Origin of the sequence: Boudabousia tangfeifanii, assembly GCF_001856685.1 — a bacterium.
Taxonomy (GTDB): domain Bacteria; phylum Actinomycetota; class Actinomycetes; order Actinomycetales; family Actinomycetaceae; genus Boudabousia; species Boudabousia tangfeifanii.
Window position 1 is genome coordinate 1604022 of sequence record NZ_CP017812.1, and the last position, 25550, is coordinate 1629571.

The 25550-nt window shown below is 52.1% G+C and carries 21 protein-coding genes, 1 tRNA gene, 1 pseudogene and 1 riboswitch; of the genes and pseudogenes, 4 read left to right on the forward strand and 19 right to left on the reverse strand.

Annotated elements, in window-relative coordinates; all coding sequences use genetic code 11:
• Positions 1–49: 49 nt before the first annotated feature.
• The 5 genes from BK816_RS06590 to BK816_RS06610 all read right to left on the reverse strand — a co-directional run bounded on the left by BK816_RS06590 (position 50) and on the right by BK816_RS06610 (position 4010).
• The gene (locus BK816_RS06590; protein WP_071164460.1) at positions 50–1183 is read right to left on the reverse strand and encodes a BMP family lipoprotein; all 1134 of its coding nucleotides are present in this window, start codon (positions 1181–1183) and stop codon (positions 50–52) included.
• A 61-nt stretch (positions 1184–1244) separates the two neighbouring features.
• Positions 1245–1886 carry a 50S ribosomal protein L25/general stress protein Ctc gene (locus BK816_RS06595; protein ID WP_071164461.1) on the reverse strand — a complete coding sequence of 214 codons (642 nt, stop codon included), beginning with the start codon at positions 1884–1886 and terminating at the stop codon, positions 1245–1247.
• Between the two features lie 141 nt (positions 1887–2027).
• Positions 2028–3008 carry a ribose-phosphate diphosphokinase gene (locus BK816_RS06600; RefSeq protein WP_071164462.1) on the reverse strand — a complete coding sequence of 327 codons (981 nt, stop codon included), beginning with the start codon at positions 3006–3008 and terminating at the stop codon, positions 2028–2030.
• A gap of 19 nt (positions 3009–3027) precedes the next feature.
• Entirely contained in the window at positions 3028–3840 is an 813-nt protein-coding gene (locus BK816_RS06605; protein WP_071164463.1) for an NTP transferase domain-containing protein, read from the reverse strand.
• 98 nt (positions 3841–3938) lie between these two features.
• Positions 3939–4010 (reverse strand) — tRNA-Gln (locus BK816_RS06610).
• A gap of 169 nt (positions 4011–4179) precedes the next feature.
• Between BK816_RS06610 and BK816_RS06615 the strand changes: the two genes are divergently transcribed.
• The 3 genes and pseudogenes from BK816_RS06615 to BK816_RS09835 all read left to right on the forward strand — a co-directional run bounded on the left by BK816_RS06615 (position 4180) and on the right by BK816_RS09835 (position 8878).
• Positions 4180–4965 carry an ABC transporter ATP-binding protein gene (locus BK816_RS06615; protein ID WP_071164464.1) on the forward strand — a complete coding sequence of 262 codons (786 nt, stop codon included), beginning with the start codon at positions 4180–4182 and terminating at the stop codon, positions 4963–4965.
• Positions 4941–6623 carry a hypothetical protein gene (locus BK816_RS06620; RefSeq protein ID WP_156981999.1) on the forward strand — a complete coding sequence of 561 codons (1683 nt, stop codon included), beginning with the start codon at positions 4941–4943 and terminating at the stop codon, positions 6621–6623. Before BK816_RS06615 ends, BK816_RS06620 begins: the two co-directional genes overlap by 25 nt.
• Before the next feature lie 171 nt (positions 6624–6794).
• Positions 6795–8878, forward strand: a pseudogene (locus BK816_RS09835) (glucose PTS transporter subunit IIA).
• Between the two features lie 132 nt (positions 8879–9010).
• Here the strand turns inward: BK816_RS09835 and BK816_RS06630 are convergent.
• The 9 genes from BK816_RS06630 to BK816_RS06670 form a co-directional block, all read right to left on the reverse strand.
• Positions 9011–9805: an exodeoxyribonuclease III gene (locus BK816_RS06630; protein ID WP_071164466.1), complete on the reverse strand. Its 795-nt coding sequence runs from the start codon at positions 9803–9805 to the stop codon at positions 9011–9013.
• A gap of 9 nt (positions 9806–9814) precedes the next feature.
• Positions 9815–10231 (reverse strand): hypothetical protein, encoded by a 417-nt coding sequence (locus tag BK816_RS06635; RefSeq protein WP_071164467.1) that lies wholly within the window; start codon positions 10229–10231, stop codon positions 9815–9817.
• Complete coding sequence (locus BK816_RS06640; protein ID WP_071164468.1) at positions 10228–10671, reverse strand: YbjN domain-containing protein; 444 nt, start codon at positions 10669–10671, stop codon at positions 10228–10230. The genes BK816_RS06635 and BK816_RS06640 overlap by 4 nt, the downstream gene beginning before the upstream one ends.
• Positions 10672–10781: 110 nt before the next feature.
• The gene (locus tag BK816_RS06645) at positions 10782–11681 is read right to left on the reverse strand and encodes a bifunctional methylenetetrahydrofolate dehydrogenase/methenyltetrahydrofolate cyclohydrolase (protein ID WP_071164469.1); all 900 of its coding nucleotides are present in this window, start codon (positions 11679–11681) and stop codon (positions 10782–10784) included.
• A 15-nt stretch (positions 11682–11696) separates the two neighbouring features.
• Positions 11697–12983, reverse strand: coding sequence for a serine hydroxymethyltransferase (gene glyA / locus BK816_RS06650; protein WP_071164470.1), 1287 nt, complete (start codon positions 12981–12983; stop codon positions 11697–11699).
• Positions 12984–13102: 119 nt separating this feature from the next.
• Positions 13103–13945: a carbohydrate ABC transporter permease gene (locus tag BK816_RS06655; RefSeq protein ID WP_071164471.1), complete on the reverse strand. Its 843-nt coding sequence runs from the start codon at positions 13943–13945 to the stop codon at positions 13103–13105.
• Complete coding sequence (locus BK816_RS06660) at positions 13942–14874, reverse strand: carbohydrate ABC transporter permease (protein WP_071164472.1); 933 nt, start codon at positions 14872–14874, stop codon at positions 13942–13944. The genes BK816_RS06655 and BK816_RS06660 overlap by 4 nt, the downstream gene beginning before the upstream one ends.
• A 125-nt stretch (positions 14875–14999) precedes the next feature.
• The gene (locus BK816_RS06665) at positions 15000–16295 is read right to left on the reverse strand and encodes an ABC transporter substrate-binding protein (RefSeq protein ID WP_071164473.1); all 1296 of its coding nucleotides are present in this window, start codon (positions 16293–16295) and stop codon (positions 15000–15002) included.
• Between the two features lie 333 nt (positions 16296–16628).
• Positions 16629–17615, reverse strand: a complete 987-nt coding sequence (locus BK816_RS06670; protein ID WP_071164474.1) for a malate dehydrogenase — start codon at positions 17613–17615, stop codon at positions 16629–16631.
• A gap of 299 nt (positions 17616–17914) precedes the next feature.
• Here BK816_RS06670 and BK816_RS06675 point away from each other — a divergent pair, with 299 nt between their 5' ends.
• Complete coding sequence (locus BK816_RS06675; RefSeq protein WP_071164475.1) at positions 17915–19402, forward strand: PPK2 family polyphosphate kinase; 1488 nt, start codon at positions 17915–17917, stop codon at positions 19400–19402.
• Between the two features lie 70 nt (positions 19403–19472).
• Here BK816_RS06675 and pgi read toward each other — a convergent pair whose 3' ends face one another.
• From pgi to sucD, 5 genes are all read right to left on the reverse strand, one after another.
• Positions 19473–21140 carry a glucose-6-phosphate isomerase gene (pgi, locus tag BK816_RS06680; RefSeq protein ID WP_071164476.1) on the reverse strand — a complete coding sequence of 556 codons (1668 nt, stop codon included), beginning with the start codon at positions 21138–21140 and terminating at the stop codon, positions 19473–19475.
• Between the two features lie 38 nt (positions 21141–21178).
• The gene (locus tag BK816_RS06685; protein WP_071164477.1) at positions 21179–21454 is read right to left on the reverse strand and encodes a hypothetical protein; all 276 of its coding nucleotides are present in this window, start codon (positions 21452–21454) and stop codon (positions 21179–21181) included.
• Positions 21455–21470: 16 nt separating this feature from the next.
• Complete coding sequence (purH, locus tag BK816_RS06690) at positions 21471–23135, reverse strand: bifunctional phosphoribosylaminoimidazolecarboxamide formyltransferase/IMP cyclohydrolase (protein WP_071164478.1); 1665 nt, start codon at positions 23133–23135, stop codon at positions 21471–21473.
• Positions 23136–23176: 41 nt separating this feature from the next.
• Positions 23177–23264, reverse strand: a riboswitch (ZMP/ZTP riboswitch).
• A 37-nt stretch (positions 23265–23301) separates the two neighbouring features.
• Complete coding sequence (locus tag BK816_RS06695; protein ID WP_071164479.1) at positions 23302–24627, reverse strand: cell division protein PerM; 1326 nt, start codon at positions 24625–24627, stop codon at positions 23302–23304.
• A complete protein-coding gene (gene sucD, locus BK816_RS06700) occupies positions 24624–25541 on the reverse strand; it encodes a succinate--CoA ligase subunit alpha (RefSeq protein WP_071164480.1) in 918 nt (305 codons plus the stop codon). The genes BK816_RS06695 and sucD overlap by 4 nt, the downstream gene beginning before the upstream one ends.
• Between the last annotated feature and the right edge of the window lie 9 nt (positions 25542–25550).

A 25550-nucleotide genomic window follows, 5' to 3' on the forward strand; every position in this document is an offset into this window, starting at 1 on the left:
CGTCTTGGCTAAAGCTAACTAATGATTGCTCTAGGCAATCACCGTTTTATCACTTCGGGGAGTTCGGGGATTCAACCTTCAAAGACCCGTCAGCGATCTGCTTGCGTAGTTCGTCGAGCTTGGCGCGCAAGTCATCCGAGACCTTCGAATCGAAGTCGTGGAATGGAGCAATGTCGACACCCTTGTTTGCTACGTTACCAACGTATGGGTCAGAGCTGAATGGCTTGCCATCAACTAGATCCTTGGTGGTATCGAAGACAGCTTCGCCGATTAGCTTCATCACCGAGGTGAGGATGAGCTTGGAATCGTTCGGGTTGGTGAGGACGCCGTCGGAGTCAACCCAAACCACGGAGATGTTCTTGCCACCATCGTTGGCTTCCTTAGCAGCTGCCAAAGTACCTGCGCCAACTGGACCAGCAACAGGCATGATGATGTCTGCACCCTGGTTGATGAGGTTGGTGGTAGTAGCCTTGCCCTTGTTGACATCAGAGAAGTCACCGGTTGCCTGGCCATCCTGCTTATCCTTGTCCCAGCCGAGTAGCTTTACGTCGGTGCCGTGGTCAGCGTTGTAGCGCTTGATACCATCAGCAAAACCATCAGCAAAGATAGCGGTGGTAGGAAGTTTCATACCGAGGTAGGTACCAACCTTGCCGGTCTGAGTCATGCCAGCAGCTGCGTAACCAGCGAGGAATGCTGCTTCAGCAGTGTTGAAGACTAGTGGCTTGAAGTTAGGTAGCTTGTCTAGTGGCTTGCCGGCCTTCTCATCGAAAGGTTCAGCAGAGTCAATCAAAGCAAAGTCGACATCTGGGTGAGCCTTAGCAGCGTTGTAGGTGGCAGAAGCCAACTTGAAGCCAACAGCGAAGATCAAGTTGCACTTTTCGCCGATTAGCTTGTTCAAGTTTGGTTCAAAGTCAGCATCCGAGTTGGATTCGGTGCTGGCGATCTGGATGCCCAATTCTTTCTGAGCACGCTGCAAGCCTTCGAAACCGGACTGGTTGAAGGACTTATCGTCGAAACCACCTTCGTCAGATACCATACAGGCCTTGAAGTCCTTAGCCGAAGCTACGGGAGCAGCAGTGCCTTCAGCAGTGGCAGTCTTTTCTGCCTCTGGTGCTGCACTACATGCACCGAGCATAAGTGCGAGGCCAGCGGTTGCTGCCATTGCACGCATAGAGTTTTTCATTGCGTTTCTCCTTGGTTGTTGCCCCCATAGCGACGGGGACGAGAATATTAATTCCTGTGGATTATTCTTCGGTGTCTTCAGCTTTTTCTTCAGCTTCAGCGTTTTCTGCGCCTTCTTCACCTTCGCCCTCTTCGCCTTCTTCTTCAGCAGGAAGTTCAACCTGTGGGATGGCGACGGAAGCGACAACAGTTTCTGGATCAACACTGGTTTCAATGTTTTCTGGCAAGGTGAGGTCTTCGACGCGAAGTACCGAACCATCTTCGAGGCCTTCGACCGAGATTTCGATGGTTTCTGGGATTTCGAATACTGGTGCGGACACAGCAAGGGTCATGGTTTCCAAGGAAGCCACGGTGCCGTCTGCGCTTTCGCCGGTGAGGACGATAGCGACGTCAACGTCAACCTTTTCAGAGCGGTTGATCGCAAGCAGGTCAACGTGCTGTAGGTTGCGGGTAACTGGGTGACGCTGAACGTCCTTAACCAAAACGAGTTGGCTTTCGCCGCCTTCGATTTCAACCTGGATAACAGCGTTAGCAGAACCCTTGAGGATCATGAAGATTTCGTGACCTGGAAGGGTAACGTGAATTGGGGCGTCCAAGTGGGACGAGTAGATAACTGCAGGAACGCGGCCAGCAGCGCGGGTACGGCGGGCGAAGCCCTTACCAAAATCAGAACGAGGCTGTGCAGCCAAACGGTTCAATGCCATTTTATTTTCCTCCGAGAAGTGAATTTCATTATTCGCCTCGGAATGATCGCACTTTCGCGCGGCCTAGTCGATTACGGATCAACCAAAGAAGATGGTCTCCCTCGCCGAGGCAACGTCGCTATCCTAGCGGATCACCCCTGATTAGGCGACTCCATCAAACAAAGAAGTGACCGATCCGTCATCGAAGACTTCCCGAATTGCTTTGGCCAAAAGCGGCGCGATGGAAAGTACGGTGAGCTGCGGGAACTTCTTTTCATCAGTTAATGGCAAAGTATCAGTGATAATCACTTCGCGAGCGCCGCACTTGGAGAGGCGTTCTGGGGCTGGTCCCGAAAGGACGCCGTGGGTAGCAGCAACAAGCACGTCTTTCGCTCCGGATGCGAGCAATACCTTTACGGCCTCGGCGATGGTGCCGCCGGTGTCGATTAGGTCATCGGTAATCACACAAGTGCGACCCTGCACGTCACCAACCACACGATTAGCTACAGCCACATTGGGTCGGGTGGTATCACGAGTCTTGTGAACGAAAGCTAGTGGGCAGCCGCCGAGCTTTGCGGCCCATTTTTCAGCTACACGGATACGGCCGGCATCTGGCGAAACAACACATACTTCATCCAAAGAAACGCGGGTCTTTACGTAATCAACTAGGACGTCCATGGCCCATAGGTGATCCACTGGACCATCGAAGTAACCTTGTTCCTGCGCCGCGTGAAGATCGACGCTCATTAAGCGGTCAGCACCGGCAGTCTTGTAAAGATCAGCGACCAAACGAGCGGAAATAGGTTCGCGGCCTAGATGCTTTTTATCTTGACGCGAGTATGGGTAGAAAGGAGAAACTACAGTAATACGCTTTGCCGAGGCGCGTTTGAGCGCATCAACCATAATTAGCTGTTCCATTAGCCATTCATTAATGGGGCTAGTGTGGGACTGAAGCACGAATACGTCGCAACCGCGGACCGACTCATTGAATCGAACGTAGATTTCCCCGTTGGCAAAGTTGTATGCCGTGGTAGGCAATAGTTCGATGTTTAGGTTTTTAGCGACGTCTTCAGCGAGCTTTGGATGCGCTCGCCCAGAAACTAACACTAAATGCTTTTCACCAGAGGTGATAATACCTGTCATTGCGGCGCATCTCCTTATTCTATTTATTCTCTTTGACGGGCATGCCAGCGTCGATGGCATTTACCGAGTCTTGTTCTTGCGGATGACGACGATAGTATTCGGCTTCTAGTTCCGCGAGTTGTTGGGGATCATTACATCCAGTTACTTCCCAGGTATCCGCAATCAGATAGCTCTGAGCAGGCAAACCAGATTCAGTGGCGATACCAACGAGGTCGGTCAAGTAAACCTCACCTTGAGCGTTGTCGCTACCAAGTTTTTGTAATGCCTCTAGGGCAAAACGACCATCAAACACATAAATACCTGCGTTAATCAGGTCGATCTGTCGTTGTTCTTCGGTGGCATCAGCATGTTCTACGATGGCTACGAGTTTTCCGTCTTCTTCGACTAGTCGACCGTATCCAGTAGGATCTGCCAATCGCGCACCAGCAACCGAAACGGTTGCGTTTGCAGCTTCATGCGCCGCTACAAAGTTTTGTAAAGTTTTCCCCGAAAGTAGTGGCACATCGCCACTGGTGACCACCACTGGTCCATCAAGGTTGTAGTCTTTGTCCTGCAACTGCTCTAAAGCGCAGGCTAATGCTCGACCAGTTCCTGGGATTTCATCTTGATCAAGCGGGATTGCGTTGGGGGCTACCTGAGATAAGTGTTCAACGACCATATCGCGTTCATGACGAACCACTACCCCAAGAACTCTTGGATCTAGGGCTTGCGCAGCGATAATAGCTCGTTCTAGTAAAGATTTTCCTGCAAGTGGATGTAAAACTTTAGGTAGCGGGGACTTCATTCGCGTGCCCTTACCGGCCGCTAAAATAATGACTGCTGCTGGACGCATTCTTTACAAGCTTTCTTTTGCAGGATTCCACACTCAAAAGTGAACCAACATAGCTGATTCTAGCAGGTCAGTTAACAACATGAATAACATGTTATTTGCTCCGCCCCCAGGATTCGAACCCAGACCACAAGGCACCAAAAGCCTGCGTGCTACCATTACACTAGGGCGGAAAGTCCGTCGTCCATTATGCCGCCTTAACACCTCTTTCGCAAATCGAGAGCCTTATTTTAACTCACATCCAACCCTTTTGAGACTAGCGCAACTTTCCAAACTAAATTAGGACACAATTTTCTAATAGACACAGCTTTCACCTAAAAGCTCTTCAGGTATAATAGTTAAATGCATAACACTACCGATTTGAACCCCCAAGCAGCCCTAAGTATGCGCAATCTAGTTCGCGTCTTTGGCGACTTTGTCGCTTGTCGAGATATCTCTCTCGATATTCCACGTGGCTCGTTTTACGGAATCGTGGGCCCAAACGGTGCTGGTAAAACCACTATGCTGTCCATGGCCACCGGTATGTTGCAACCAACTGCTGGACAAGTGAGTGTACTCGGGGTAAATGTCTGGCAAGATTCAGAAAAAGCAAAAGCTTTACTTGGCGTTTTACCTGATGGAGTCTTCACCTTCGACCGTCTATCCGGCCCAGACTTGGTAACGTACACTGGATTACTTCATGGACTTCCAGCCAATCTAGTACGTGAGCGGACTGCCGATCTACTCAACGCGTTAGGGCTGGAAGATGCCGGCGACAAATTGGTCTTGGATTATTCCGCCGGTATGCGCAAAAAGATTTTGCTAGCTTGCGCTCTAGTTCACTCCCCTTCCGTCCTCGTCCTCGATGAGCCTTTTGAATCGGTAGACCCCATCTCGGCCGCAACGATTAAAGAAATGTTGCACAGCTTTTGCCAAAAAGGCGGAACGGTAATCCTCTCTTCCCACGTAATGGATACCGTGCAAAAGATTTGCACTCATGTGGCAGTGATCGATCATGGTGTGGTTAAAGCTGCCGGAACTTTGTCAGAGGTCGCACAAGGTCAAGATCTTGACACCCGGTTTGAAGAATTGGTGGGTCGGCATCGCGAGGGTGGTGACATTGCATGGTTAGCACCCTCGTTAGACTAAGACTTCGCTCAACTTGGAATGGAGCCAAACGCCAAACTTCTGTGCTAGTTGGCATCATCATTGGCTTGGTCTACGCCTTAGGTGCATTGGTTGGCCTCAGCGTTGCCGTTGTTTCAGCCTTGATGTATCAGTCCAGCGCCCCCTATGTGCCATTAGCACTGATCGGCGCACAAGAAGTCCTAGTAGTGGCCTTAATTCTGATACCCCTGCTTTATACCGGCTTCGACCGGACTCTTTCGCCCGAGTTATTTTCCCCGTTTTTAGCCCCCTCGAAAAAGCTAGGAAATTCTCTTTTAATTGCCGCTTTATTCCCTGTTTGGTGGCTATTTTTCCTCTTATTATCGTTAGCTCCCTTGGCCGCATGGATAGTTGTGGGAGAACCCTTACTTGCCGTAATCAGTGTTTTCGGGAGTCTATTAGGATTTGCGATTACTTGGATGTTGTCACGAGCTTTAGGGGCCAAACTAGGATCGTACTTTAGGGAACGGCGGGGCAAGCGTGAACTTGTGTCGACTATCGGAGCACTCCTCCTGCTTACTGTCGGTGTTTTTGCTGGAGTGGGCTCGAACTACTTAGCCAGCTTGCAGATTAATTGGATGGCTATTTTTCAGACCATCTATCAGGTTCTGCAGTTCGTCCCGTTATTTTCGGCCTTCACTTTGCCACTGTTGGCACAATCGAGTAGTTGGCTGCTAGCCGTCGTCGTATTCGTAGTTAACTTGGCGCTCTTAGTGCTGTTGTATTTTTGGTACCATCGCGAGTTGGCTTTTGCGATGCATGGGCGGGCCGAGGGCGGGGTGCGCCAGATTAACCGCCCTCAACAAGTCGCTAAGACTGCAACGAAACAAAGCCACAGCCACCCCTTAGTAATGGCTGACCGCTTTGCGCATTTAGGCTTAAGTCCAGCCAGTAGTGCAATCGCCGCAAGGTCGTGGCGTTATTGGTTTAAGGATTCACGCTACTCTATGTCGTTGCCCGCAATCATCATGTTGGATGTCTTAGCAGTGATAACTGCTCGTTCAGACTTCATGAAAATCGATGATGGCACAACCCTCGCTCCCTTTTATTTCTTTATTGTTTACGGTTCCCTTTTACTGGGCATCTCACTGATGACCACAGTTTCTTTGGATTCGACCGCACTTTGGCATCAGGTGGTTGCTGGTGTTCCAGGTAAAACGGACTTATTGGGACGGGTCGTGGCAGCTTTCGCTTGGCAGTTGCCGTTGAATTTGATCGCGTTAATCGTCTTGCCAATGTTGGTGCCACAGGTTTCGTCTGTCTTATTAGCGGTGCTAGTTTTCGCCTTTTGGCTCTCTGGAGCGAGTGCCGGGATTTTTGCTGGCGGAAACTGGGTCTTAGCGGTTAAGTCTCCGAAAGCTGGTGCTTTTAGTAATGAGGGCGCAGGACATCAATTTTTCCAAGCGCTGATGATGATAGCGATTTCGATTGTCTCGATGATTTTGGCGATTCCACCGGTAGCCCTGTACTTTGCGCTAGCTAATTTCGTTCCCACTTTGACTTGGCTGAGCGTAGTATTCAGCTTACTTTGGGGAGTTGGTTCTTTATGGCTTGCCATTACCTCAGGTGGTAAGGCTTTAAGCAGAAAGTATCCATATTTTTTGGAAAAGCTACGCAGTTGGCCAGGGCATACCCCCTAACTTCCATTTTTCTTGACTTACTTAAACAGATTTTCCTTTATTTTGTGAGGTTTCGGGTGAATTAGTCTTATAACTCGCACCTTCTGCCCTCCTTCCTTAACCTTGATAGTAAGCATGGAGCTTTCTGCGATTATGGCAATCGCTTTTATTCAACGCAATTAAAGGAAAAATATGGCTACTCTACAGTCTGAAATTTTGAGGCTGGTGGGTGGAGCAGAAAACGTCACCTTCTTGACACACTGCGCTACTCGTCTTCGCTTCACTTTGGCTGATACATCTAAGGCAGATGTTGATGCCCTCGACGCCCTCGATGGCGTCCTCGGCGTGGTCCCTCAGGGAAACACTGGTGTACAGGTAGTTATCGGCGGCGGTGTCTCTGCTGTTTACGATGACATTATGCATGAACCTGGCATGGCTCAGCGTGGCAGTAGCGACGATGATGACGAAGATGGCGAAATGTCTGATGCAGCTGTTAAGGCTGCAGCCCGCGCTAAGGCTAAGGGCAAGAATGCTTATGTCGACGCTTTCTTCGAGTACTTGTCTGATTCTTTCCGCCCACTCTTGGGCGTTTTGTTGGGCGCCTCCATGTTCATCACCATTGCCGCTATTTTGGATGCAATGGGTTTGGTGGACTTCCGCGATCCTAACAAGGGCGTTTCTTGGCACTTCTTGGATGCCATGTGGCGTTCCGTTTTCTACTTCCTACCAATCATGGTGGCCTACAACGCGGCTAAGAAACTGCGCGTAGACCCATGGGTTGGCGCCGCCACTATGGCTGCGGTTATGACCCCGAACTTCATTGGGCTGCAAACTTTGGCAGCTCAGGGTTTCCCTTCAACTCATTGCGTGGAGAATGAAACCCTTCATACTCAGCAGTGCACTGCAACCATTTTCGGTTTGCCAATGCAGCTAAGTGATTACGGTGGCCAGGTCTTCGTTCCTTTGATTATGGTGGCGATTTTGGCACTGGTTTACCGCCTGTGGCAGAAGGTAATTCCAGCAACCGTTCACATGGTTTTCGTTCCGTTCCTCACCATGCTGATTATGATCCCAATGACCGCTTTCTTGATTGGCCCATTGGGCATCTGGTTGGGTAACGGCCTCGGTATTATTTGGCGTTCTTGAACAACTCCGTACCGTTGCTCTTTGCGATTATCATTCCACTGCTCTACCCATTCTTGGTGCCACTAGGCTTGCACTGGCCACTAAACGCCCTCATGCTCGTCAACATCAACACCTTGGGTTACGACTTCATTCAGGGCCCAATGGGTGCTTGGAACTTTGCTTGCTTCGGTACTACTGCCGCAGTTTTGATTCTTTCTTCACGCCGTGGCAACAAGCAGCTTCGTCAGACCGCCATCGGTGCTTTGGCCGCTGGTTTGCTCGGTGGTATCTCGGAGCCTTCGCTTTACGGTATCCACCTACGTTACAAGCGCGTTTACCCACCAATGTTGGTCGGCTGTTTCCTCGGTGGTTTGACCATGGGCATCTTTGGTGGTGTGAAGGCTTCTGCCTTCGTCTTCACCTCGTTGTTCACTATCCCAGTATTCTCCCCCACCGTGCTTTACATGGTTGGTATCCTAGTAGCCTTCTTCGGCGCTTTGGTTGCCACTTTGTGGCGCGGTTACGAAGAGCCAGTTAAGGCCGAGGTCGCTGCGGACGCTAAGGAAGCTGCTTCTAAGGCTGAAGCACCTGCGGCTGCTGCAGCCGCTGCTACCTCTGCTGGCACCGCCACTGCCGTAGCCACTAAACCAGCGAAGACCGCTTTGCTACCTGATGCGGTTACCGAAGTAACTGCCCCACTACAGGGCAAGGCTATGGAACTAAGTGAAATCCCAGATCCAGTCTTTGCCGGCGGCAAGATGGGCAAGGGCGTTGGGGTTGACCCCACCGGTAATACCGTGGTCTCGCCGGGAGACGGCACTATCGTAGTTGCCGCTCAAACCGGCCACGCATTCGGAATTCGCTTGGATAATGGCATCGAGCTTTTGATCCACGTCGGTATCGATACTGTCACCATGAATGGTGAAGGTTTTGAAGTACTAGTGGCTAAGGGCGATCGCGTCAGCGCTGGTACCGAGCTGGTTCGTTTCGACCGCGCGAAGATCGAAGCTGCTGGCTTCTCACCGATTACTGCAGTCTTGGTAACCAACTCCAAGAAGTTTGCAGAAGTTACCGGCCCACTAGCCGATAGCGCCGTTTTGGGTGCTCCGCTATTGCAGACCACTGCAAAGCCACCGAAAACTGAAGCCTGATTTTCTGGTTAAATAAGTTTGGGCCTCCCGCTTTTGGGAGGCCCAAACTATTAGCGGGCAATTCGTCTAAACGACTTCAGAGAATTATTTTGGGGCAACTACTGGTTAAGTAGTTGCCCCAAAAGCTTTTGTTTAGTCTTGATAGACGACCGTCAGTGGTGCATGGTCAGTCCAACGCGTGTCGTAGGAAGAGGCCCGACCAATCTCAAAACTGGTAGCTTTCCCAGCGAAATCGGGAGTAGCCATTTGGTAGTCGATCCGCCAGCCAGCATCATTATCGAAAGCTTTTCCTCGCTGTGACCACCAGGTGTATGGCCCTTGGGCTTCAGCTCCGGCTAGTTGACGTTGGACATCAACCCAACCATCGCCAAACCATTTATCTAGAAAAGCAATTTCTTCGTCCAAAACTCCGGCGGTCTTATTATGATTAGACTTCCAGTTTTTGATGTCTTTTTCGGTGTGAACGATATTGAAATCACCACAGACTACCGCGCTTTGCTTCTTCAAGTCCTGCAAGCGCTGGCTAACTAGAGCCAAGTGGGCATATTTCTGGTCCATTTTTTCAGTGCCGACCTGACCTGAATGCAAATAAGCGCTTACTACCCGCAGCTTCCCCATAGGAGTATCTACGGTAGCTTCAAGCCAGCGCCCGGTATCAACCGGAGGTTCTTCTTCTTGGACTCCGAAAGTTACCTCAGAAAGCGGAGTTCGTGAGGCAATCGCAACCCCAGCGCGACCTTTTATCTTGCAGGCCGAGGAGACTAGGTGCCAGTCTTCAGGTATTAGTTTCCTGAGAATGTCATCAGGGGCGCGAACCTCCTGCAACAAAACCACGTCGGCGCTGGTTTGTGCCCACCAGCTTTCCATCCCCTTGCGCATGGCAGCGCGAATCCCGTTGACGTTACAGGTAGTGATGGTAAAAGTCATTAGTTCCTCTCAGCGTTGACTAAAGCGACGAGTAGCGTGGGTCAGACGAGCAACGACCGATTCCAGTGCAGTTTCGACCATTAGTTTTAACTGCTCATCGTTCATCCCGCTCATAATTGGCTGGTAAACCTCGGCAAAAAAGTCTAGCCCGCCCTCGGTATTATCAACGAATGATTTGGGGAAGTATTCTGCCTGGTGCTGACCTTCGATCCACAGCAAAATGTCATCTTTGGACGAGGGCGGCAACGGCTCGGGTAGCCATCCACGCACTAGTAAGAAGGGGGCAGCCATTTCTTTGCGGATAATCACCGGGAACTCATTGAAAGTGGCGAAAAGAGTTTCTTGCTGTTCACCCACTTCATAACCTAGTTCTTTCAAAGCGGCTTTCATCCGCTCCAAGGTGACATGAGTGATCTCGTTGCTCATTCGGTTTCCTCCGCCTCAAAGTAGTTCGGGAACCGTGCAATGAGTTCCTCTTCCAGTTGTTGTGCCATTGCGAGTGAAACATTGACGAACATACTGACCTGATCGTCGCTCCAGGTACGTAGCACGATCGGGTACTCAGCCACAATCTGTAGCTGATCGTCCGATTCGCTATCAAGCGGTAGCAAAAATACCTTGGGGCCGAACTTAGTTGAGTTCCATTCATTGGTAAACTCGCGTAGCTTGGGGGCTTCTTCCGGAGGGAAGGCAGCATTGAACAGCACGCGTTCATAGCTGACACCACCGTCATCTAGCCCGAAGATAACTACTGCTTGCCCGTATCCAAGCCCAAGTTGGTCTGGGCCTGCGGGCGCATAATTTAGCTGTTGGCGGTCTAGTTCCGCTTCTAGTCGGCTTAAAGTTAAGGCTTGTAGTTCTGCCATGGAAACCTCTTTTCTGTTGGTATCACCTTAGCAAAGTTGTTTCTAATCAGGGCAGCAAGATGCCTATGAGAAATATTTTTTCCCATAGGCAGAATGCAAAGTGGTTTTTGCTACTGGGCGTTTCTCTCAGCAGCTTCTACCACGTTGGTTAGTAGCAGGGCGCGAGTCATCGGCCCGACTCCGTTTGGGTTTGGTGACAAGTAGGAGGCAACTTGGTCGACCCCATCGGCCACATCTCCACTTAAACGAGCAGGTTTACCTTCACCTTGCGAGACTCGGCTAACACCGACATCGAGGACGATGGCCCCCGGCTGCACCATTTCTGGAGTAATAATGCCTGGTTGTCCCGAGGCCGCGATGATAACTTCAGCGGCCAAAGTGTGGCTGGTCAGATCTTTGGTACCAGTGTGGCAGGTGGTGACAGTGGCGTTTACCGCTTTGCGACCAGCAAGCAGCCCGAAGGTGCGCCCAACGGTCACTCCCCTGCCAACCACACAAATATTTTTGCCACCGAGTTCGATGCCGTATCGGGTCATTAATTCCAAACAGGCTCTAGGGGTGCAAGGCAATGGTGAGTCGATCTCTTCATTGACGCCAAGGACGAGCTTCCCAAGATTTAATGGATGAAGTCCATCAGCGTCTTTAGCCGGGTCAATCGCCAAAAGCACTCGATTAGTATCAACCTGCTTGGGCAACGGTAGCTGCACAATGTAGGCCGTAACAGTAGGGTCCTCGTTTAGCTCTTGTACCTTGGCCAGAACGTCCTCGGTACTAACGTCGCCAGGTAGTTCCACCTGAGTGGATTTGATTCCGATTTCTGCACAGTCGCGGTGTTTACCGGCCACATAAGCCTTCGAGCCCGGATCATCGCCCACTAGAATTGTGCCTAGATTTGGTTCAATCCCCCGGGCCTGTAGTGCTTTAGCTCGAGCGGCAAGTTCTGACTTAATTTGGGCGGCAGTTGCTTTCCCGTCGAGAACTTTCGCCGGGCCATTCCAAGGTGCTCTCATTTAACGATTTTCCTATCAGACTAGGTTGCCGATTTGCGGGTAAAGGGGGAAGTCTTCGGTTAGCTTCTTGACTCGGTTTTGTAGCTGGCCGAGGTCGGCGCCCTGACCGTTGATCAATGCCTGAGCAATAATATCGGCAACCTCAGTGAATTCTTGGGCGCCAAAGCCACGGGTGGCCAAGGCGGGAGTGCCGATGCGCAAGCCGGAGGTGACTCGTGGCGGCCTAGGATCAAATGGCACGGCATTGCGGTTGACGGTAATGCCGACCTCGTGCAAGAGGTCTTCAGCCATCTGCCCGTCGAGCTTACTATCACGCAAATCTACGAGAACTAGGTGCACGTCAGTTCCACCGGTGAGCACCTTGACCCCCGCTGCGGCCACATCTGCTTGGTTGAGGCGATCGGCAATAATCTTGGCGCCTTCCAAGGTGCGTTCTTGCCGCTGTTTAAATTCTTCGGTAGCCGCCATCTTCATGGCGACGGCCTTGGCCGCGATGACATGCATCAAGGGGCCACCTTGCTGGCCTGGGAAGACAGCGGAGTTGAGTGCTTTCGCGTGTTCGGTGCTACCCGAGAGAATCATGCCTGAACGCGGACCACCCAAAGTCTTGTGAACAGTGGTAGAAACTACGTCTGCAAAAGGAATCGGGCTGGGGTGCAGATCGGCGGCAACTAGACCAGCAAAGTGAGCCATATCGACCCAAAGTACTGCCCCGATTTCATCAGCAATAGCTCTAAAAGCGGCGAAGTCAATGTGACGCGGGTAGGCTGACCAGCCAGCAATCAATACAGTCGGACGGTGTTCGAGGGCGGTTTCGCGGACCCGATCCATGTCCAGCAGGCTGGTTTCTTTTTCTACCCCATAGGCAGTTGCGTGGTAGTTTTTGCCGGAAAAGTTTAGATGCATACCGTGGGTCAGGTGACCACCGTGGGCTAGCGACAATCCGAGGAGGGTATCCCCTGGCTTAGCGAGGGCGTGAAGTACTGCCGCATTCGCCTGGGCGCCAGAATGTGGCTGCACATTGACATATTCGGCTTTAAATACTGACTTGGCCCGGCTAATGGCTAGTTCTTCAACGACATCTACGTGTTCGCAACCACCATAGTAGCGACGACCCGGATAACCTTCAGCATATTTGTTGGTTAGTACCGAGCCCTGCGCGGTAAGTACCGAGGGCGGTACGAAGTTTTCCGAAGCGATCATTTCGAGCGTATCGCGCTGGCGGCCGAGCTCGGCGTCAAGGCATTTGGCGATCTCGGGATCGAAAGTGGCTAGGTCTTGTTGCATCACACTATTTTCCATGCCGTTAGTCTAACTGGTTTCGCTATTTTTCGTCTTGCTAACTTTTATTGTTTTCCAGTTTTTGGGGCAAAGTTTTGGGGCCGAGGATTACTCCCCGACCCCGAAAACTTTGGGTGTTTTTAGCCCTTAACTGAGCCGGACATGAGACCACCGACAAAGTACTTGCCGAGGGCGATGTAGACCAGCAAGGTTGGGATCGACGCAATCAATGCGCCGGCCATGGAAGCACCGTAGTCGGCCATGATCGAACCGTGTGCGAGGTTGTTCAGGGCGACGGTGACGACTGGATCCTTCGAACCACCGAAGAAGAGGGCGAAGAGGAAGTCGTTCCATGCCGAGGTGAACTGCCAAATCAAGACCACCACGAAGGATGGAATGGAAATAGGAAGTACTACTGAGAAGTAGGTGCGGAGCATGCCGGCGCCATCGACGCGGGCAGCTTCAATCAATTCACCGGGAATGGTTTCGTAGTAGTTACGGAAAATCAGGGTGGTAATCGGAATACCGAAAACCACGTGCATCATGATTAGGGTGGGAATCCCAAAACCGATGCCAGCATTGGTCACCAAGTTCATCAACGGAATCATTACGGCCTGGTAGGGCAAGAACATCCCGAAGAGAATCAAGGTGAAGACAATGTTTGCACCGGGGAAACGCCATTTTGAAAGGACGAAACCGTTCATCGAACCCAACATGGCGGAGATGATGGAAGAAGGGATCACCAAGGAGAGGGAGTTAATCAAGCTGGGGTACAAAGTATCCCATGCTCGTCCCCAGTTGGTGGCATCCCAAAGTTGGGGCAGCATCCAAGTGCGCGAAGGGTCCGCATCGGCTGAAGTCTTGAAGGAGGTTACGAACAAAACGTAAACCGGAATCAAAACGAGCGTGAGGGAAGCTAACAACAGGATGTAGCGGACGAGTGTTCCCCACGGGAAAACGTTTTTCTTAGCTGTCTCGTTCATCGCTTAGCACTCTCCTTAGAATCGTGGATCAAGTAGGGCACCACGAAGATCGCCACGATGACTAGCAAAATCGTACCGATGGCGGCAGCATTCGAGTAGTCATTGTCAGTCATGGCGTTGAACATATCGATCGCTGGCACCTTGGTTGAGTAGGTACGCTGATCGGTAATCGACATAATCAAGTCGAATGACTTGAGGGACATGTGGCCAATGATGATCACAGCCGAAAGGGCGATCGGAGCAAGCTGGGGGAAGATGATTTGCTTGTAGAGCTGCCATTCGGTAGCCCCGTCAACCCGGGCAGCTTCACGTAGTTCGTCGGGAATCCCGCGGAAGCCAGCTAGGAACAGAGCCATCACATAACCAGAAAGCTGCCAAATAGCAGGAAGCGCAATGGCCACTACACCAAAGGTGATGTTTTGTGTCCAGCTGTTTTGCAGGAAGCCAAGTCCTACTTGCTGGAAGAGTCGGTTCAAACCGGAAGCGGTTTCGCCTTTTGCTGGGTTCAATAGCCAGCGCCAAACTACACCGGAGGCCACGAAGGAAATCGCCATCGGGAACATGAAGATTGACCGGAAGATTCCTTCGCCTTTGATAGGACGGTCAAGCAACCAAGCCCAGAGGAACCCGATCAACAAAGTACCGACTAGGAAGACCACAGTGAACAGCAACAGGTTGATCAAAGAGTGCTGGAAGTCGGGGTCAGCAAAAAGCTTACCGAAGTTGCTAAATCCCACAAAGTCGCTGGGCTTACGTCCAGATACTTGCGCGGCAGTGTGGGTGTCTTTCATGGAGGTGATGATATTGGCACCAATCATGCCGTAGACAAATACGCCTACCAAAATGATTGATGGAGAGATTAGCAGTAGTCCCGGCCCCCATGAAGAGATTTTCGACTTGGACGATACTGCTTTGGTCTTTTTGGCCATAAGTTGCTTGCTCCTCTCACTGAATTCCCCAGCGCCTTTGCGGGGTTAGCTATCAGTTCGATTAATTTCATTAATCCGAGGGCGCTGGCGCATGTGCCAAACGCCCTCGGATTAATAAATATTGCTTACTTTGAGGCGGTTGCCTTGACTAGGTCAGCCTGGAGCTGAGCGCCATCAGAAGCACCCTGGATGAACTTGCCCAAGGCATCGTTGATCGAGTTGGACACTGGGGCAGGAAGCGCAGCGCCGTGAGCGATCGAGGAAACGATGGTGTCCTTAGCGAAGTCCTTCATGGCGGACTGCTGGTACTCGGAGAACTTGGCGAGGTCGTCTGCGCTCAAGTCAGAACGTGCTGGAATGGAACCCTTGATGGTGTTGAATGCCACCTGGCCTTCCTTGGAGGAGCAGGTCTGCAACCAATCCTTAGCGTTGTCTGGGTGTGGTGCCCCAACTGGTAGGGTGAACGAGTCAGCTAGGAAGTTGAAGGTGCCAGCGGTACCCGGGGTTGGGAAGTAGACGTAGTCTTCTGGCGACTTCTTGTTAGCTGCGTTGAAGGCGGCAAGAGCCCAGTCACCCATGACGTTGTAGGCTGCCTGACCTTCAATGACTGGCTTCATAGCTGGTTCCCAGTCCTCGTTTGCCAAGGACTTGTCAGCTAGGTCAAGGATCTTGCCATAGTGTTCAATGGCCTTCTTGACACCGTCGCCGCCCCAGTCAGTCTTGCCGTCGAAGAGGCCGGAGTAGCCTTCGGCGCCTAGGTCAGCCAATAGAATGTTTTCGAATAGGTTTAGCTGAGTCCAAGCCATACCCACGGTAATTGGGGTCTTGCCGGCCGCCTTTACCTTTTCCATGTCAGCAATCCAGCCGTCTAGGTCAGCGGCGGGCTTAGCTGGGTCGAGACCAGCAGCCTTCAAAACTTCAGTGTTGGCCCAAACCACGTTGGAGCGGTGAATGTTGGTAGGAATCGAGTAGATCTTGCCATCAACAGTCAAGCGATCTAGCAGAGTCTTGGGGAAAGCATCACGAAGCTTGAACTCATCGTAGAGGCTGGAAACATCTTCGAGGTATCCAGCGTCAATAGCTTCCTGAAGTTCTGCACCAGCGTGTGCCTGGTAGGTGTCTGGTGGATTCTTGGCTGCGAGGTCGGTAGCAAGCTTTTGCTTAGCCTGGGAGCCACCGCCACCGGCGATTGCCTTGTTTACGAATTCAACTTTCGGGAACTGTTCGTTGAAGACCTTAACGAGGGCGTCGAGGCCTTCCTTTTCACTACCTGCGGACCACCAAGTGACGACGTCTACTACCTGCTTGCCGTCACCGGAGCCGGAGTTACCCGAATCGGCGTTTTCTGAGCTGCCGCCACAAGCGGTCAGCGACAGGGACATAGCGGCTACCAATCCAATAGCCAGAGCGTTACGACGCATTTCCTACCTCCGTAGTATGGGCAGCTGCTTTGCTGCCGATAGGTTGCCCCCAGCGGTTGCTAGGTTGCTTTAGTTTTCGTCCATCCACGTCTGTGTGGTTGGGACTTAAGTTTTAGTGTAACACCCAAAGAGTGGTCTAGATAACTGAAAAGCGAAAATTGCTCAAACTGTTATTAACAAATGAAAATTCCTTAACAAATTTTCCCTTGTTTTTACGAATATTACTGCTTCTTTTAGGCACTAACGGGGGTGGGGTAAACCGTTTTTAGGTTTACCCCACCCCCGTTAGAAGTGGTCTAGAAAGTTTTAAGTTTTCGCTTAAAACTAGCTATTTCAGAGCACACCGAGTTCGCGAACAGCATCGCGCTCTTCTTCGAGAGCCTTGATGTTACGTTCGATGCCGGCGCGGGTAGCGTCGGAGATTTCGAGACCCTGAACGATTTCCCATTCGCCACCATTGGAGGTGCATGGGAAGCCGAAGACTAGGCCTTCAGGTACACCGTAGGAGCCGTCGGAGGCCACACCAGCAGTTACCCAATCGCCTTCTGGAGTGCCATTAACCCAGTTGTAAACGTGATCGATGGCGGCGTTGGCGGCCGAAGCTGCGGAGGAAGCACCGCGGGCTTCGATGATGGCGGCGCCACGCTTAGCAACGGTTGGGACGAAGTATTCATCCAACCATGCGGCATCAACTAGATCAGCAGCTGGCTTGCCTGCAACGGTAGCGTAGGAGACATCTGGGTACTGGTCTGCAGAGTGGTTACCCCATACAGCCATCTTCTTGATGTCGGCTACTGGAGCGCCAACCTTTTCAGCCAACTGTGCGATAGCGCGGTTGTGATCAAGACGCATCATGGCGGTGAAACGGGAGGCAGGAACATCTGGAGCGGCCGAAGCTGCAATCAAAGCGTTGGTGTTGGCTGGGTTGCCGACTACCAAGACGCGAATGTCGTCTGCAGCGTGGTCGTTAATGGCCTTACCCTGAGGACCGAAGATGCCACCGTTTGCTGCCAATAGGTCAGCGCGTTCCATGCCCTTGGTACGAGGACGTGCACCAACGAGCAAACCGACGTTGGCGCCTTCAAATGCCTGGTTCGGATCGTCGAAGATGTTGATTTCCTGTAGCAATGGGAAAGCGCAGTCATTGAGTTCCATGGCGGTACCTTCAGCCGCCTTAACTCCCTGCGGGATTTCCAACATGTTTAGCTTGACAGGGGTGTCAGGGCCGAGAAGGGCGCCAGAAGCGATGCGGAACAACAGGGCGTAGCCAATCTGGCCAGCAGCACCGGTGACGGTTACGGTAACCGGGGATTTCGTCATGAAAAGACTCCTTTAATAGACAGTCTGCGCGGCTTCCCGCGCCTTCTTTGGGTAATCGTTTGATTCACCCATACCCGCAGTTCGGGCACTGCTTCCAGTTTAGCCTCCCTATGGCAAAGATGACACTGGGGCACCACTTTTCTTTTCTCTTGGGTTTCGTTCTCCCAATGGCCGAGGACGTCCTCGGCCAGCATGAGTGACTAAGGGCCCGAAAATAGCTCACAGGAATGTGATGGTGCGCATACCAAATTATTTCCGTAAGATTAGAGAGGTAATCTCCGACTAGAAGGAAGTATGAGATGGGCAAGGGAAAAGATAAAAAAGTTGAGTTCTGGGAAGCGGATCCGCGTCTAGCTCTCCTAGTAGATGACCACTTTGATTTGGCGGCATTTGACCGGGAGGCAACCCCAGGTTGGGCTGGAAGCGAGAAAGACTACAAAGACTATCTTGCCCTTCGAGCTAAGGAACTAGATGACCTCCAAGAAAGGCTCTTCGCCCATGGTCGGACCGGCCACAATGAACGAATTCTTTTAGTGACCCAAGGTCTAGACACCGCTGGGAAAGGTGGTTTAGCCCGTCATGTCATGGGCTTGGTCGACCCACAAGGTGTCAAGCTAACAGCCTTTAAGAAACCTACCGAGGCCGAACAGAAGGAACATTTCCTTGAGCGGATTAAGCGCGCGCTTCCTGGCCCTGGCATGATTGGCTTCTTCGATCGTTCGCATTATGAAGATATTTTGGTGCCAGCCGTGAACGGGGCACCGGCCGAAATGCTCAATGAGCGAGCCGCGGAGATTGCTCAGTTTGAACAAGACCTGATTGCCGACGGTTGCCGGATTATCAAGGTTTGCCTCATGGTTTCATATCGTGAACAGGGCCGTCGTCTCCAAGCTCGTCTGGATCGTCCAGATAAGTATTGGAAGATGTCTCCCTACGACTTGGTGGTTCGTTCCCAGTGGTATCACTACCAGTCGGTCTATCAAGCCATGTTGCGTTCAACTTCGACCGATGCTGCCCCGTGGATGGCCATCCCGGCTGACAATAAGTGGTACGCTCGTGCGGCGGTAACCGAGGCTCTGACTCGTACCCTCGAAGAAATGGATCTGGGTTGGCCAGAAGCCAATTTTGACATTGCGGAACAACGTCGCATTCTTAACTTGACGATGCCACCGGAAGATATTTCAAAGGAAAGCAAACGCGCCACCCAAGCTGCCGAAAAGGCTGCTAAGGACGAAGAAAAAGCAGCTAAGAAGGCGAAAAAGGCAGAAGAAAAAGCCAAAAAGGAAGCCCTAAAGGCTAAAGCCAAAGAAGCTGAGGAAGCGAAAAAAGCAGAAGCTACAAACGCCGCAGCCAAAGAAGAACAGACCGAGGCGAATGACGACCCAAAAGTAGTTAAGGCCGAGGCCACAAAGACGGCTGAGGTCAAGACAGACGATAAGTCGAACGAATCAGCCAAGGCCAAAACAAATGCCAAGTCTGAGACTACAGCCAAGGCCAATGCCGCTAAGAAGTCTGGTGGAACAAAGCGCACCACGCGCAAAAGCACCGCGAAATCCAAGACTACAAAAACTGGTTCAACGCGGGCAAGTAGCAGCAAACGAGCAACTACCGCCAAGCGGAGCACTAGCACTAAACGGACTAGCGGAACGAAACAAGCCAACGGTACCAAGCGGGCCACTTCCTCCAAGCGGAGCAGTTCGACCAAGCGCAGTGCTGCAGCTAAGCGTTCTACAGCGACCAAACGGGCCACTGGAACGAAACGCACGACCAAGGCCAAGTCGAAGTAGCCGGTTTTAACTTCACAATTAGTTTTCCCCCAACCAAAACTTTGGTTGGGGGAAAACTAATTCAGCTTTTTCAGCCGCGGTTTTCGCGGTAGTAGCGGATGAGTTCCTGAGTGGAATCGTCCTGTGCCTCTAGTGCAGCTTCATCACCAGCAACTGCTGGGTAGATCTGCAACGCAAGCTGCTTACCAAGTTCTACGCCCCACTGGTCGTAGGAGTTTACGCCCCAAACGGCACCTTGTACGAAGGTGATGTGTTCGTAGAGGGCAATCAACTGACCAAGCACGGATGGGGTCAAAGCCGGAGCCATAATCGAAGTGGATGGCTTGTTGCCGGTAAAGACACGAGCCGGAACGATTTCTTCAGCGGTTCCTTCAGCGCGAACCTCTTCCTCGGTCTTACCGAAGGCGAGAGCCTTGGTTTGAGCGAAGAAGTTGGACAAGAACAGCTCGTGCACGTTCTTTTCCCCATCAGCAAGTGGGTAGGCACTACGAGCAAAAGCAATGAAATCAGCAGGAATGAGCTGAGTGCCCTGGTGGATTAGCTGGTAGAAAGCGTGCTGACCATTGGTGCCAGGTTCGCCCCAGAAGATCTCGCCGGTGGCGTAGTCAATCTGAGCTCCATCCCAACGGACCGACTTTCCGTTCGATTCCATGGTGAGCTGCTGTAGGTAGGCTGGGAAACGGTGAAGCTGCTGGGCGTATGGCAATACGGCGTGCGAAGCTGCTCCGAGGAAGTTCACGTTCCACACGTTGAGCAAGCCCATGAGCAATGGCACGTTCTTCTCAGGTTCAGCCTGCTGGAAGTGGACATCCATGGCGTTGAAGCCGGCAAGGAAGTCAGCGAAGTTATCTGGGCCGAGGGCGATTGCTAGGACAGTGCCGATAGCGCTATCAACCGAGTAACGGCCGCCAACCCAATCCCAGAAACCGAAAGCGTTAGCCGGGTCGATCCCGAATTCAGCCACCTTATCGAGGGCGGTGGAAACGGCGACGAAGTGCTTGGCAACAGCTTCGGAGGTGTCATCGCCCTGCAAGGCGCCCTGCGCCCGCAAAGTGTCTAGCAGCCAAGTGCGAGCCAAGCGTGCATTGGTCAAAGTTTCTAGGGTGGTGAAGGTCTTTGAAGCCACAATGAACAAAGTGGTTTCTGGATCCAAATCAGCAGTCTTCTGGGCCACGTCAGTAGGATCGATGTTTGAAATGAAGCGGCATTCGAGGCCTTCCTTGACGTAAGGCTTGAGGGCTTCGTACACCATGACTGGGCCGAGGTCGGAACCACCGATGCCGATGTTCACCACGTGAGTGATGGACTTACCGGTAATGCCCTTCCACTGGCCTTCACGCACCTTGTTGGCAAAGTCGTAGACACGGTTGAGCACTGAGTGCACATCGGTAACTACTTCTTGACCATCAACCATTAGCTTGTCGGTTGCTGGACGACGCAGCGCGGTGTGGAGTACTGCGCGGTCTTCCGTGTTGTTGATGTGGTCGCCTGCAAACATCTGATCGCGACGGCCAAGCACATCAGTTTCATCGGCTAGGTCTAGGAGGTTCTTGAGGACATCGTCAGTCAACAAGTTCTTCGACAGATCAACATGTAGGTCAGCTGCATCAAAAGTAAACTTTTCGACTCGCTGACGGTCAGAGTCAAACCAGCCACGTAGATCTGGTTCGAGTTCCGACTTTAGCTGGGCAAGACGAGTCCATGCTTCAGTGATAGTGGGGTTGATCGGGTCTTTCATGAGGCTCCTTAAAATTGTTTGAACCAAGGTTTCGGGTGTTAGCTACCAACCGCAACAAGAGCATAGGGCGAAAGCAGAAGCAGACCGATTCCCACTAATAAGAAGAAGAGGGCATCTATCCACCATTGCTTTGCCGCAAACCAAGCATCGTCACCCCGCCAAAGAACGCGGGATAAACCTGCCAAGATGCTAGCTGCAGCGAGTATCCGAATAGCAAGGATTAGCTGTCCGGCAAATGCTAAGCCGGTGATGGCAATGAGTAAAGCTACCGAGATGATCGAGGCAGCCCACACCCAGAACCGATTTTTATTCACCCTAAGATTGTACCTGTTAGTGGAAGAAGTGACGAGCTCCAGTTAGGTACATGGTGATTCCAGCAGCATTTGCGGCATCGATTACTTCTTGGTCACGGATCGATCCACCAGGCTGCACAACAGCTTTGACTCCTGCATCGATTAGGATCTGCAAGCCATCAGCAAAGGGGAAGAAGGCATCCGAGGCCGCCACGGCTCCGCGGGCCCGCTCGGGGGCAGATTTAGCTTGTGCACCTCGCGCTCCCCCAGGCGTGTCAATCTCTGCAGCAGCATCGCCAGTGGAACGGGCCCCTAGAGTGTTGGCACGTTCGACCGCGAGTTTGCAAGAATCAACGCGGTTTACTTGTCCCATGCCAACGCCCACCGAGGCGCCCTCGGATACTAGCAAAATCGCGTTCGATTTCACGGCTCGCACAGTGCGCCAAGCAAACTCAAGGTCAGCCAAGGTGGCTTCATCGGCCGGGGTACCAGCAGCTAGAGTCCAATTAGCGGCACTATCAAAATCGCCGTCCACATCGTCAGTACGCTGATAGAGAGCACCTCCCGAAACTGGACGAACTTCATAGCCGCCGCGCTTCGGTGGCTTCACTTCAAGGAGGCGCAAGTTCTTTTTGCTCTGCAAAACTTCCAAAGCCTCTGGGGTAAACTCGGGAGCCAAAACCACCTCGGTGAAAATCGGCTTGATCTGCTCGGCCAGCTCCAAAGTCACCGGACGGTTTGCGCAAATCACGCCACCGAAAGCTGAAACGGGATCGCAAGCGTGAGCGCGACGATGCGCCGTAGCAATATCGTCAGCAATCGCAATCCCACAAGGATTAGCATGCTTGATTACAGCCACGCAAGGTTGTGGGTGATCGTAGGCGGCACGCAAGGCCGCGTCAGCATCAACATAGTTGTTGTAGCTCATTTCCTTGCCGTGGAGCTGGCGGGCATTCGCAATGCCGGCTTCTCCCCCATCGGTGTAAAGCGCAGCAGCTTGATGTGGGTTTTCGCCATAGCGCAAAGTGGCTTTCTGTTCCCAAGTGCGAGCGAGCTGGGTTGGTAGCGTTCCCTCGTCCTCATTGAGTTGTTGTGCCATCCAAGTTGATACTGCCACATCATAAGCAGCAGTATGGGCAAAGGCAGCAGCTGCCAACTGGCGACGGTCGGCTAGGTCGAAACCTTCTCCCTTAGCTGCCGCAACCACGGCCTCGTACTTCTGGGGATCAACTACCACTGCCACCGAAGGGTGGTTTTTAGCGGCCGCACGAACCATGGAAGGTCCGCCAATATCGATCTGTTCCACGCACTCGTCAAAGTTTGCACCACTCGCAACCGTTTGAGTGAAGGGGTAAAGATTGCAAACCACTAGATCGAATGGGGCAACCTCAAGTTCTTCCAGCTGTGCGACATGGTCAGACTTACGACGATCCGCCAGAATGCCAGCATGGACCTTTGGATGCAAAGTCTTGACGCGCCCTTCAAGGCACTCAGGGAAACCGGTAACGCTTTCGACCCCAGTAACTGGTAGTCCGGCCTCGGCAATCTTGGCGGCAGTCGAACCCGTAGATACGATTTCTACCCCGGCGTCAACCAAGCCCTTCGCAAGTTCTAGAAGCCCAGTTTTGTCGTAAACCGAAATGAGTGCACGTCGAATCGGCACAAAGTTCAAGGTAATTTCAGGTGAGGTGAAAGCGCTCATTAAAGCCCCCATATGCTCGGTGTAAGTACAGTTTCCTACACCCCCAACGCCCAGGCGTGCGACGCATCAAGGGGGACCAGATCGCTTCCCAGTGGTAACCACTTTTTCGCGCCAGTTACGATCCGTGCCCAGTCTAGCAGGTTTGTTTTAACTTGCCACGTCTGTTTCAGGCAGGTTCATTCGTTTCCGAAACAGGGGCGGTTGCAGGCTCATCCCCTACGGGCACTGCTCGCAAGCGAGTGCTTAGTTTGATCCGCTTATCGCGCGCCCAAGAAACGACCGTAGTGCTAAAAATGAGCCTGGTTAGCGCATACGTTCCCCATGTTTCCAGCCAAATGATGGGGAAAGCAACTAGGAACCGAGGACCGACCTGCTGCCAATAGCCATCCCCCAAGGAACCGCTACTGGTCCAAAGCCAAAGGGCTAGAACGAGGGCGAAAAATACCCCGGATACTAACAGCACGCGCCAGAGTTGCGCTAAGGTACGCCGTGAACGCCAAGCGCCATAGATCCCAAAGGCGAAAAAGACCGGCCAAAGAAATGGCCAAAACCCTGGGGTTTGCGAAGGAAAGACCGCTAATACTGGAATCGCTGGAACCGTTACTAGATTTGCGGTAGCAGTGCTTTGCCAGGCTCCCACTCCCAAGTAAACCCCAGCTCCGCTAGTCCAGGCTGCAGCCCAAGCAAGTAGCACTGGGAAGAACATTAGTTGCAACAAAATTAGCAAGATGTTCTCGGTGCCAGAACCGCCCAACATTTGAGTCACCAAGGTTAGTCGCGGCCATGAAACGGCTAAGACAACAACTGCAAAAACGAGAGTAAAAGCCACCAATGCCAGCAATAGTTGATAGCCCATTTCTAGCCCACGGAAAATGTCCCGAGGAAGGTTGCAAATCCAGTTAAGCACCGGGTCTTTCCGTCGTTCGTCTCCGACCATGCCAAGAGTACGATCTTGTTCTCGGCGGTAGGCACGGATTTGGCTCAACGCTCGCCAAACTATAGCTACGAAGGATACTAGGCCAGCACCTAAACAAACTTGAAGAAGGCTGGGGACGCCAGCCGTAGCTCCAATAACCAAAGTTGAGAGCACGAAACCTAGAGGAAAGAAAATAAGTGCGCCCATTTGGCACTGCTTGCGCAATTTCAAAGCCAATTGTGATTGCAATAAAATCAGCAAAGTAGCTCCGCTAGGTAGCAACGTCATTACGCCACTGGGCAGATTAAGTCCCCCGAACAAGGCGGCTGACCACATTTGGGTGGCATATCCCAGCACAGTTGTCCAAGCGACGTTAGAGAGCCAACGGTTATCTGCTTGTAAAGCGTAGGTGCCCGAAACCAGCATCAGGACGATCGCCCAAGAGGAGAAAGCTACTTCTACTCCTGCCAAAAAAAGACGTGACCAGCCATGTGGCATCGTCAATTTTGGTTGGGCGCTACCCGAAACCGTGGTGACTTTACTAGGAGTGGAAAGAGTGGTTTCCTCTGCACTCACGACAAAGCAGCCCGTGCTAGCTCAGCAGTTTGAGTTGGAGTTTTACCAACCTTTACTCCCACAGCTTCTAGCGCTTCAGCTTTAGCTGCGGCAGTCCCCGCAGAACCGGAGACGATAGCACCAGCGTGTCCCATCGTCTTACCCTCAGGGGCGGTAAAGCCCGCAATATAAGCCACTACTGGTTTGGTGACATTTTCCTTGATATAGGCGGCAGCGCGTTCTTCCGCATCGCCCCCGATTTCACCAATCATGACGATTAGTTTCGTTTCCGGATCAGCTTCAAAGGCCTTAATCGCATCAATGTGGGTGGTACCAACAACCGGATCGCCACCAATACCGATACAGGTGGAGAAGCCAAGATCACGCAGTTCGTACATCAACTGATAAGTCAAAGTACCGGACTTGGATACCAGTCCAACGGGACCAGTGCCGGTGATATCGGCAGGGGTAATACCGACATTTGATTCCCCTGGGGTAATAATGCCAGGGCAGTTAGGGCCAATCAGGTTAACGCCATGATCGGCTGCGTATTGCCGGAAAGCGACCGCATCAGCGACCGGCACGCCCTCGGTAATCACTACAACTAGATCCAACTTGGCATCGACTGCTTCAAAAACAGCATCTTTAGTGAATGCGGGTGGCACAAAGATGACCGAAACATTAGCCCCAGTAGCTTCCTTCGCAGCTTGTACCGTTCCATACACCTGTACTTCATGCGTACCGTTGGCAACTTCTGCTGCTTTCGGACCGTAACCAGTTACTTCAAAAGAAACGGTCTGGCCGTCCTTACGAGGATTCACCCCACCCACAATATTGGTGCCCGCATTGAGCATACGGTTGGTGTGTTTCATCCCTTCAGCACCAGTCATCCCTTGGACTAGTACTCGAGCATTTCCATCTAAGAAAATCGACATGTTTAGTCC

Bases quoted from the DNA above. Each gene is read 5' to 3' on its own strand.
- BK816_RS06590 (WP_071164460.1), bottom strand. From the start codon at position 1,183: ATGAAAAACTCTATGCGTGCAATGGCAGCAACCGCTGGCCTCGCACTT.
- BK816_RS06595 (WP_071164461.1), bottom strand. From the start codon at position 1,886: ATGGCATTGAACCGTTTGGCTGCACAGCCTCGTTCTGATTTTGGTAAG.
- BK816_RS06600 (WP_071164462.1), bottom strand. From the start codon at position 3,008: ATGACAGGTATTATCACCTCTGGTGAAAAGCATTTAGTGTTAGTTTCT.
- BK816_RS06605 (WP_071164463.1), bottom strand. From the start codon at position 3,840: ATGCGTCCAGCAGCAGTCATTATTTTAGCGGCCGGTAAGGGCACGCGA.
- BK816_RS06615 (WP_071164464.1), top strand. From the start codon at position 4,180: ATGCATAACACTACCGATTTGAACCCCCAAGCAGCCCTAAGTATGCGC.
- BK816_RS06620 (WP_156981999.1), top strand. From the start codon at position 4,941: ATGGTTAGCACCCTCGTTAGACTAAGACTTCGCTCAACTTGGAATGGA.
- BK816_RS06630 (WP_071164466.1), bottom strand. From the start codon at position 9,805: ATGACTTTTACCATCACTACCTGTAACGTCAACGGGATTCGCGCTGCC.
- BK816_RS06635 (WP_071164467.1), bottom strand. From the start codon at position 10,231: ATGAGCAACGAGATCACTCATGTCACCTTGGAGCGGATGAAAGCCGCT.
- BK816_RS06640 (WP_071164468.1), bottom strand. From the start codon at position 10,671: ATGGCAGAACTACAAGCCTTAACTTTAAGCCGACTAGAAGCGGAACTA.
- BK816_RS06645 (WP_071164469.1), bottom strand. From the start codon at position 11,681: ATGAGAGCACCTTGGAATGGCCCGGCGAAAGTTCTCGACGGGAAAGCA.
- glyA (WP_071164470.1), bottom strand. From the start codon at position 12,983: ATGGAAAATAGTGTGATGCAACAAGACCTAGCCACTTTCGATCCCGAG.
- BK816_RS06655 (WP_071164471.1), bottom strand. From the start codon at position 13,945: ATGAACGAGACAGCTAAGAAAAACGTTTTCCCGTGGGGAACACTCGTC.
- BK816_RS06660 (WP_071164472.1), bottom strand. From the start codon at position 14,874: ATGGCCAAAAAGACCAAAGCAGTATCGTCCAAGTCGAAAATCTCTTCA.
- BK816_RS06665 (WP_071164473.1), bottom strand. From the start codon at position 16,295: ATGCGTCGTAACGCTCTGGCTATTGGATTGGTAGCCGCTATGTCCCTG.
- BK816_RS06670 (WP_071164474.1), bottom strand. From the start codon at position 17,615: ATGACGAAATCCCCGGTTACCGTAACCGTCACCGGTGCTGCTGGCCAG.
- BK816_RS06675 (WP_071164475.1), top strand. From the start codon at position 17,915: ATGGGCAAGGGAAAAGATAAAAAAGTTGAGTTCTGGGAAGCGGATCCG.
- pgi (WP_071164476.1), bottom strand. From the start codon at position 21,140: ATGAAAGACCCGATCAACCCCACTATCACTGAAGCATGGACTCGTCTT.
- purH (WP_071164478.1), bottom strand. From the start codon at position 23,135: ATGAGCGCTTTCACCTCACCTGAAATTACCTTGAACTTTGTGCCGATT.
- sucD (WP_071164480.1), bottom strand. From the start codon at position 25,541: ATGTCGATTTTCTTAGATGGAAATGCTCGAGTACTAGTCCAAGGGATG.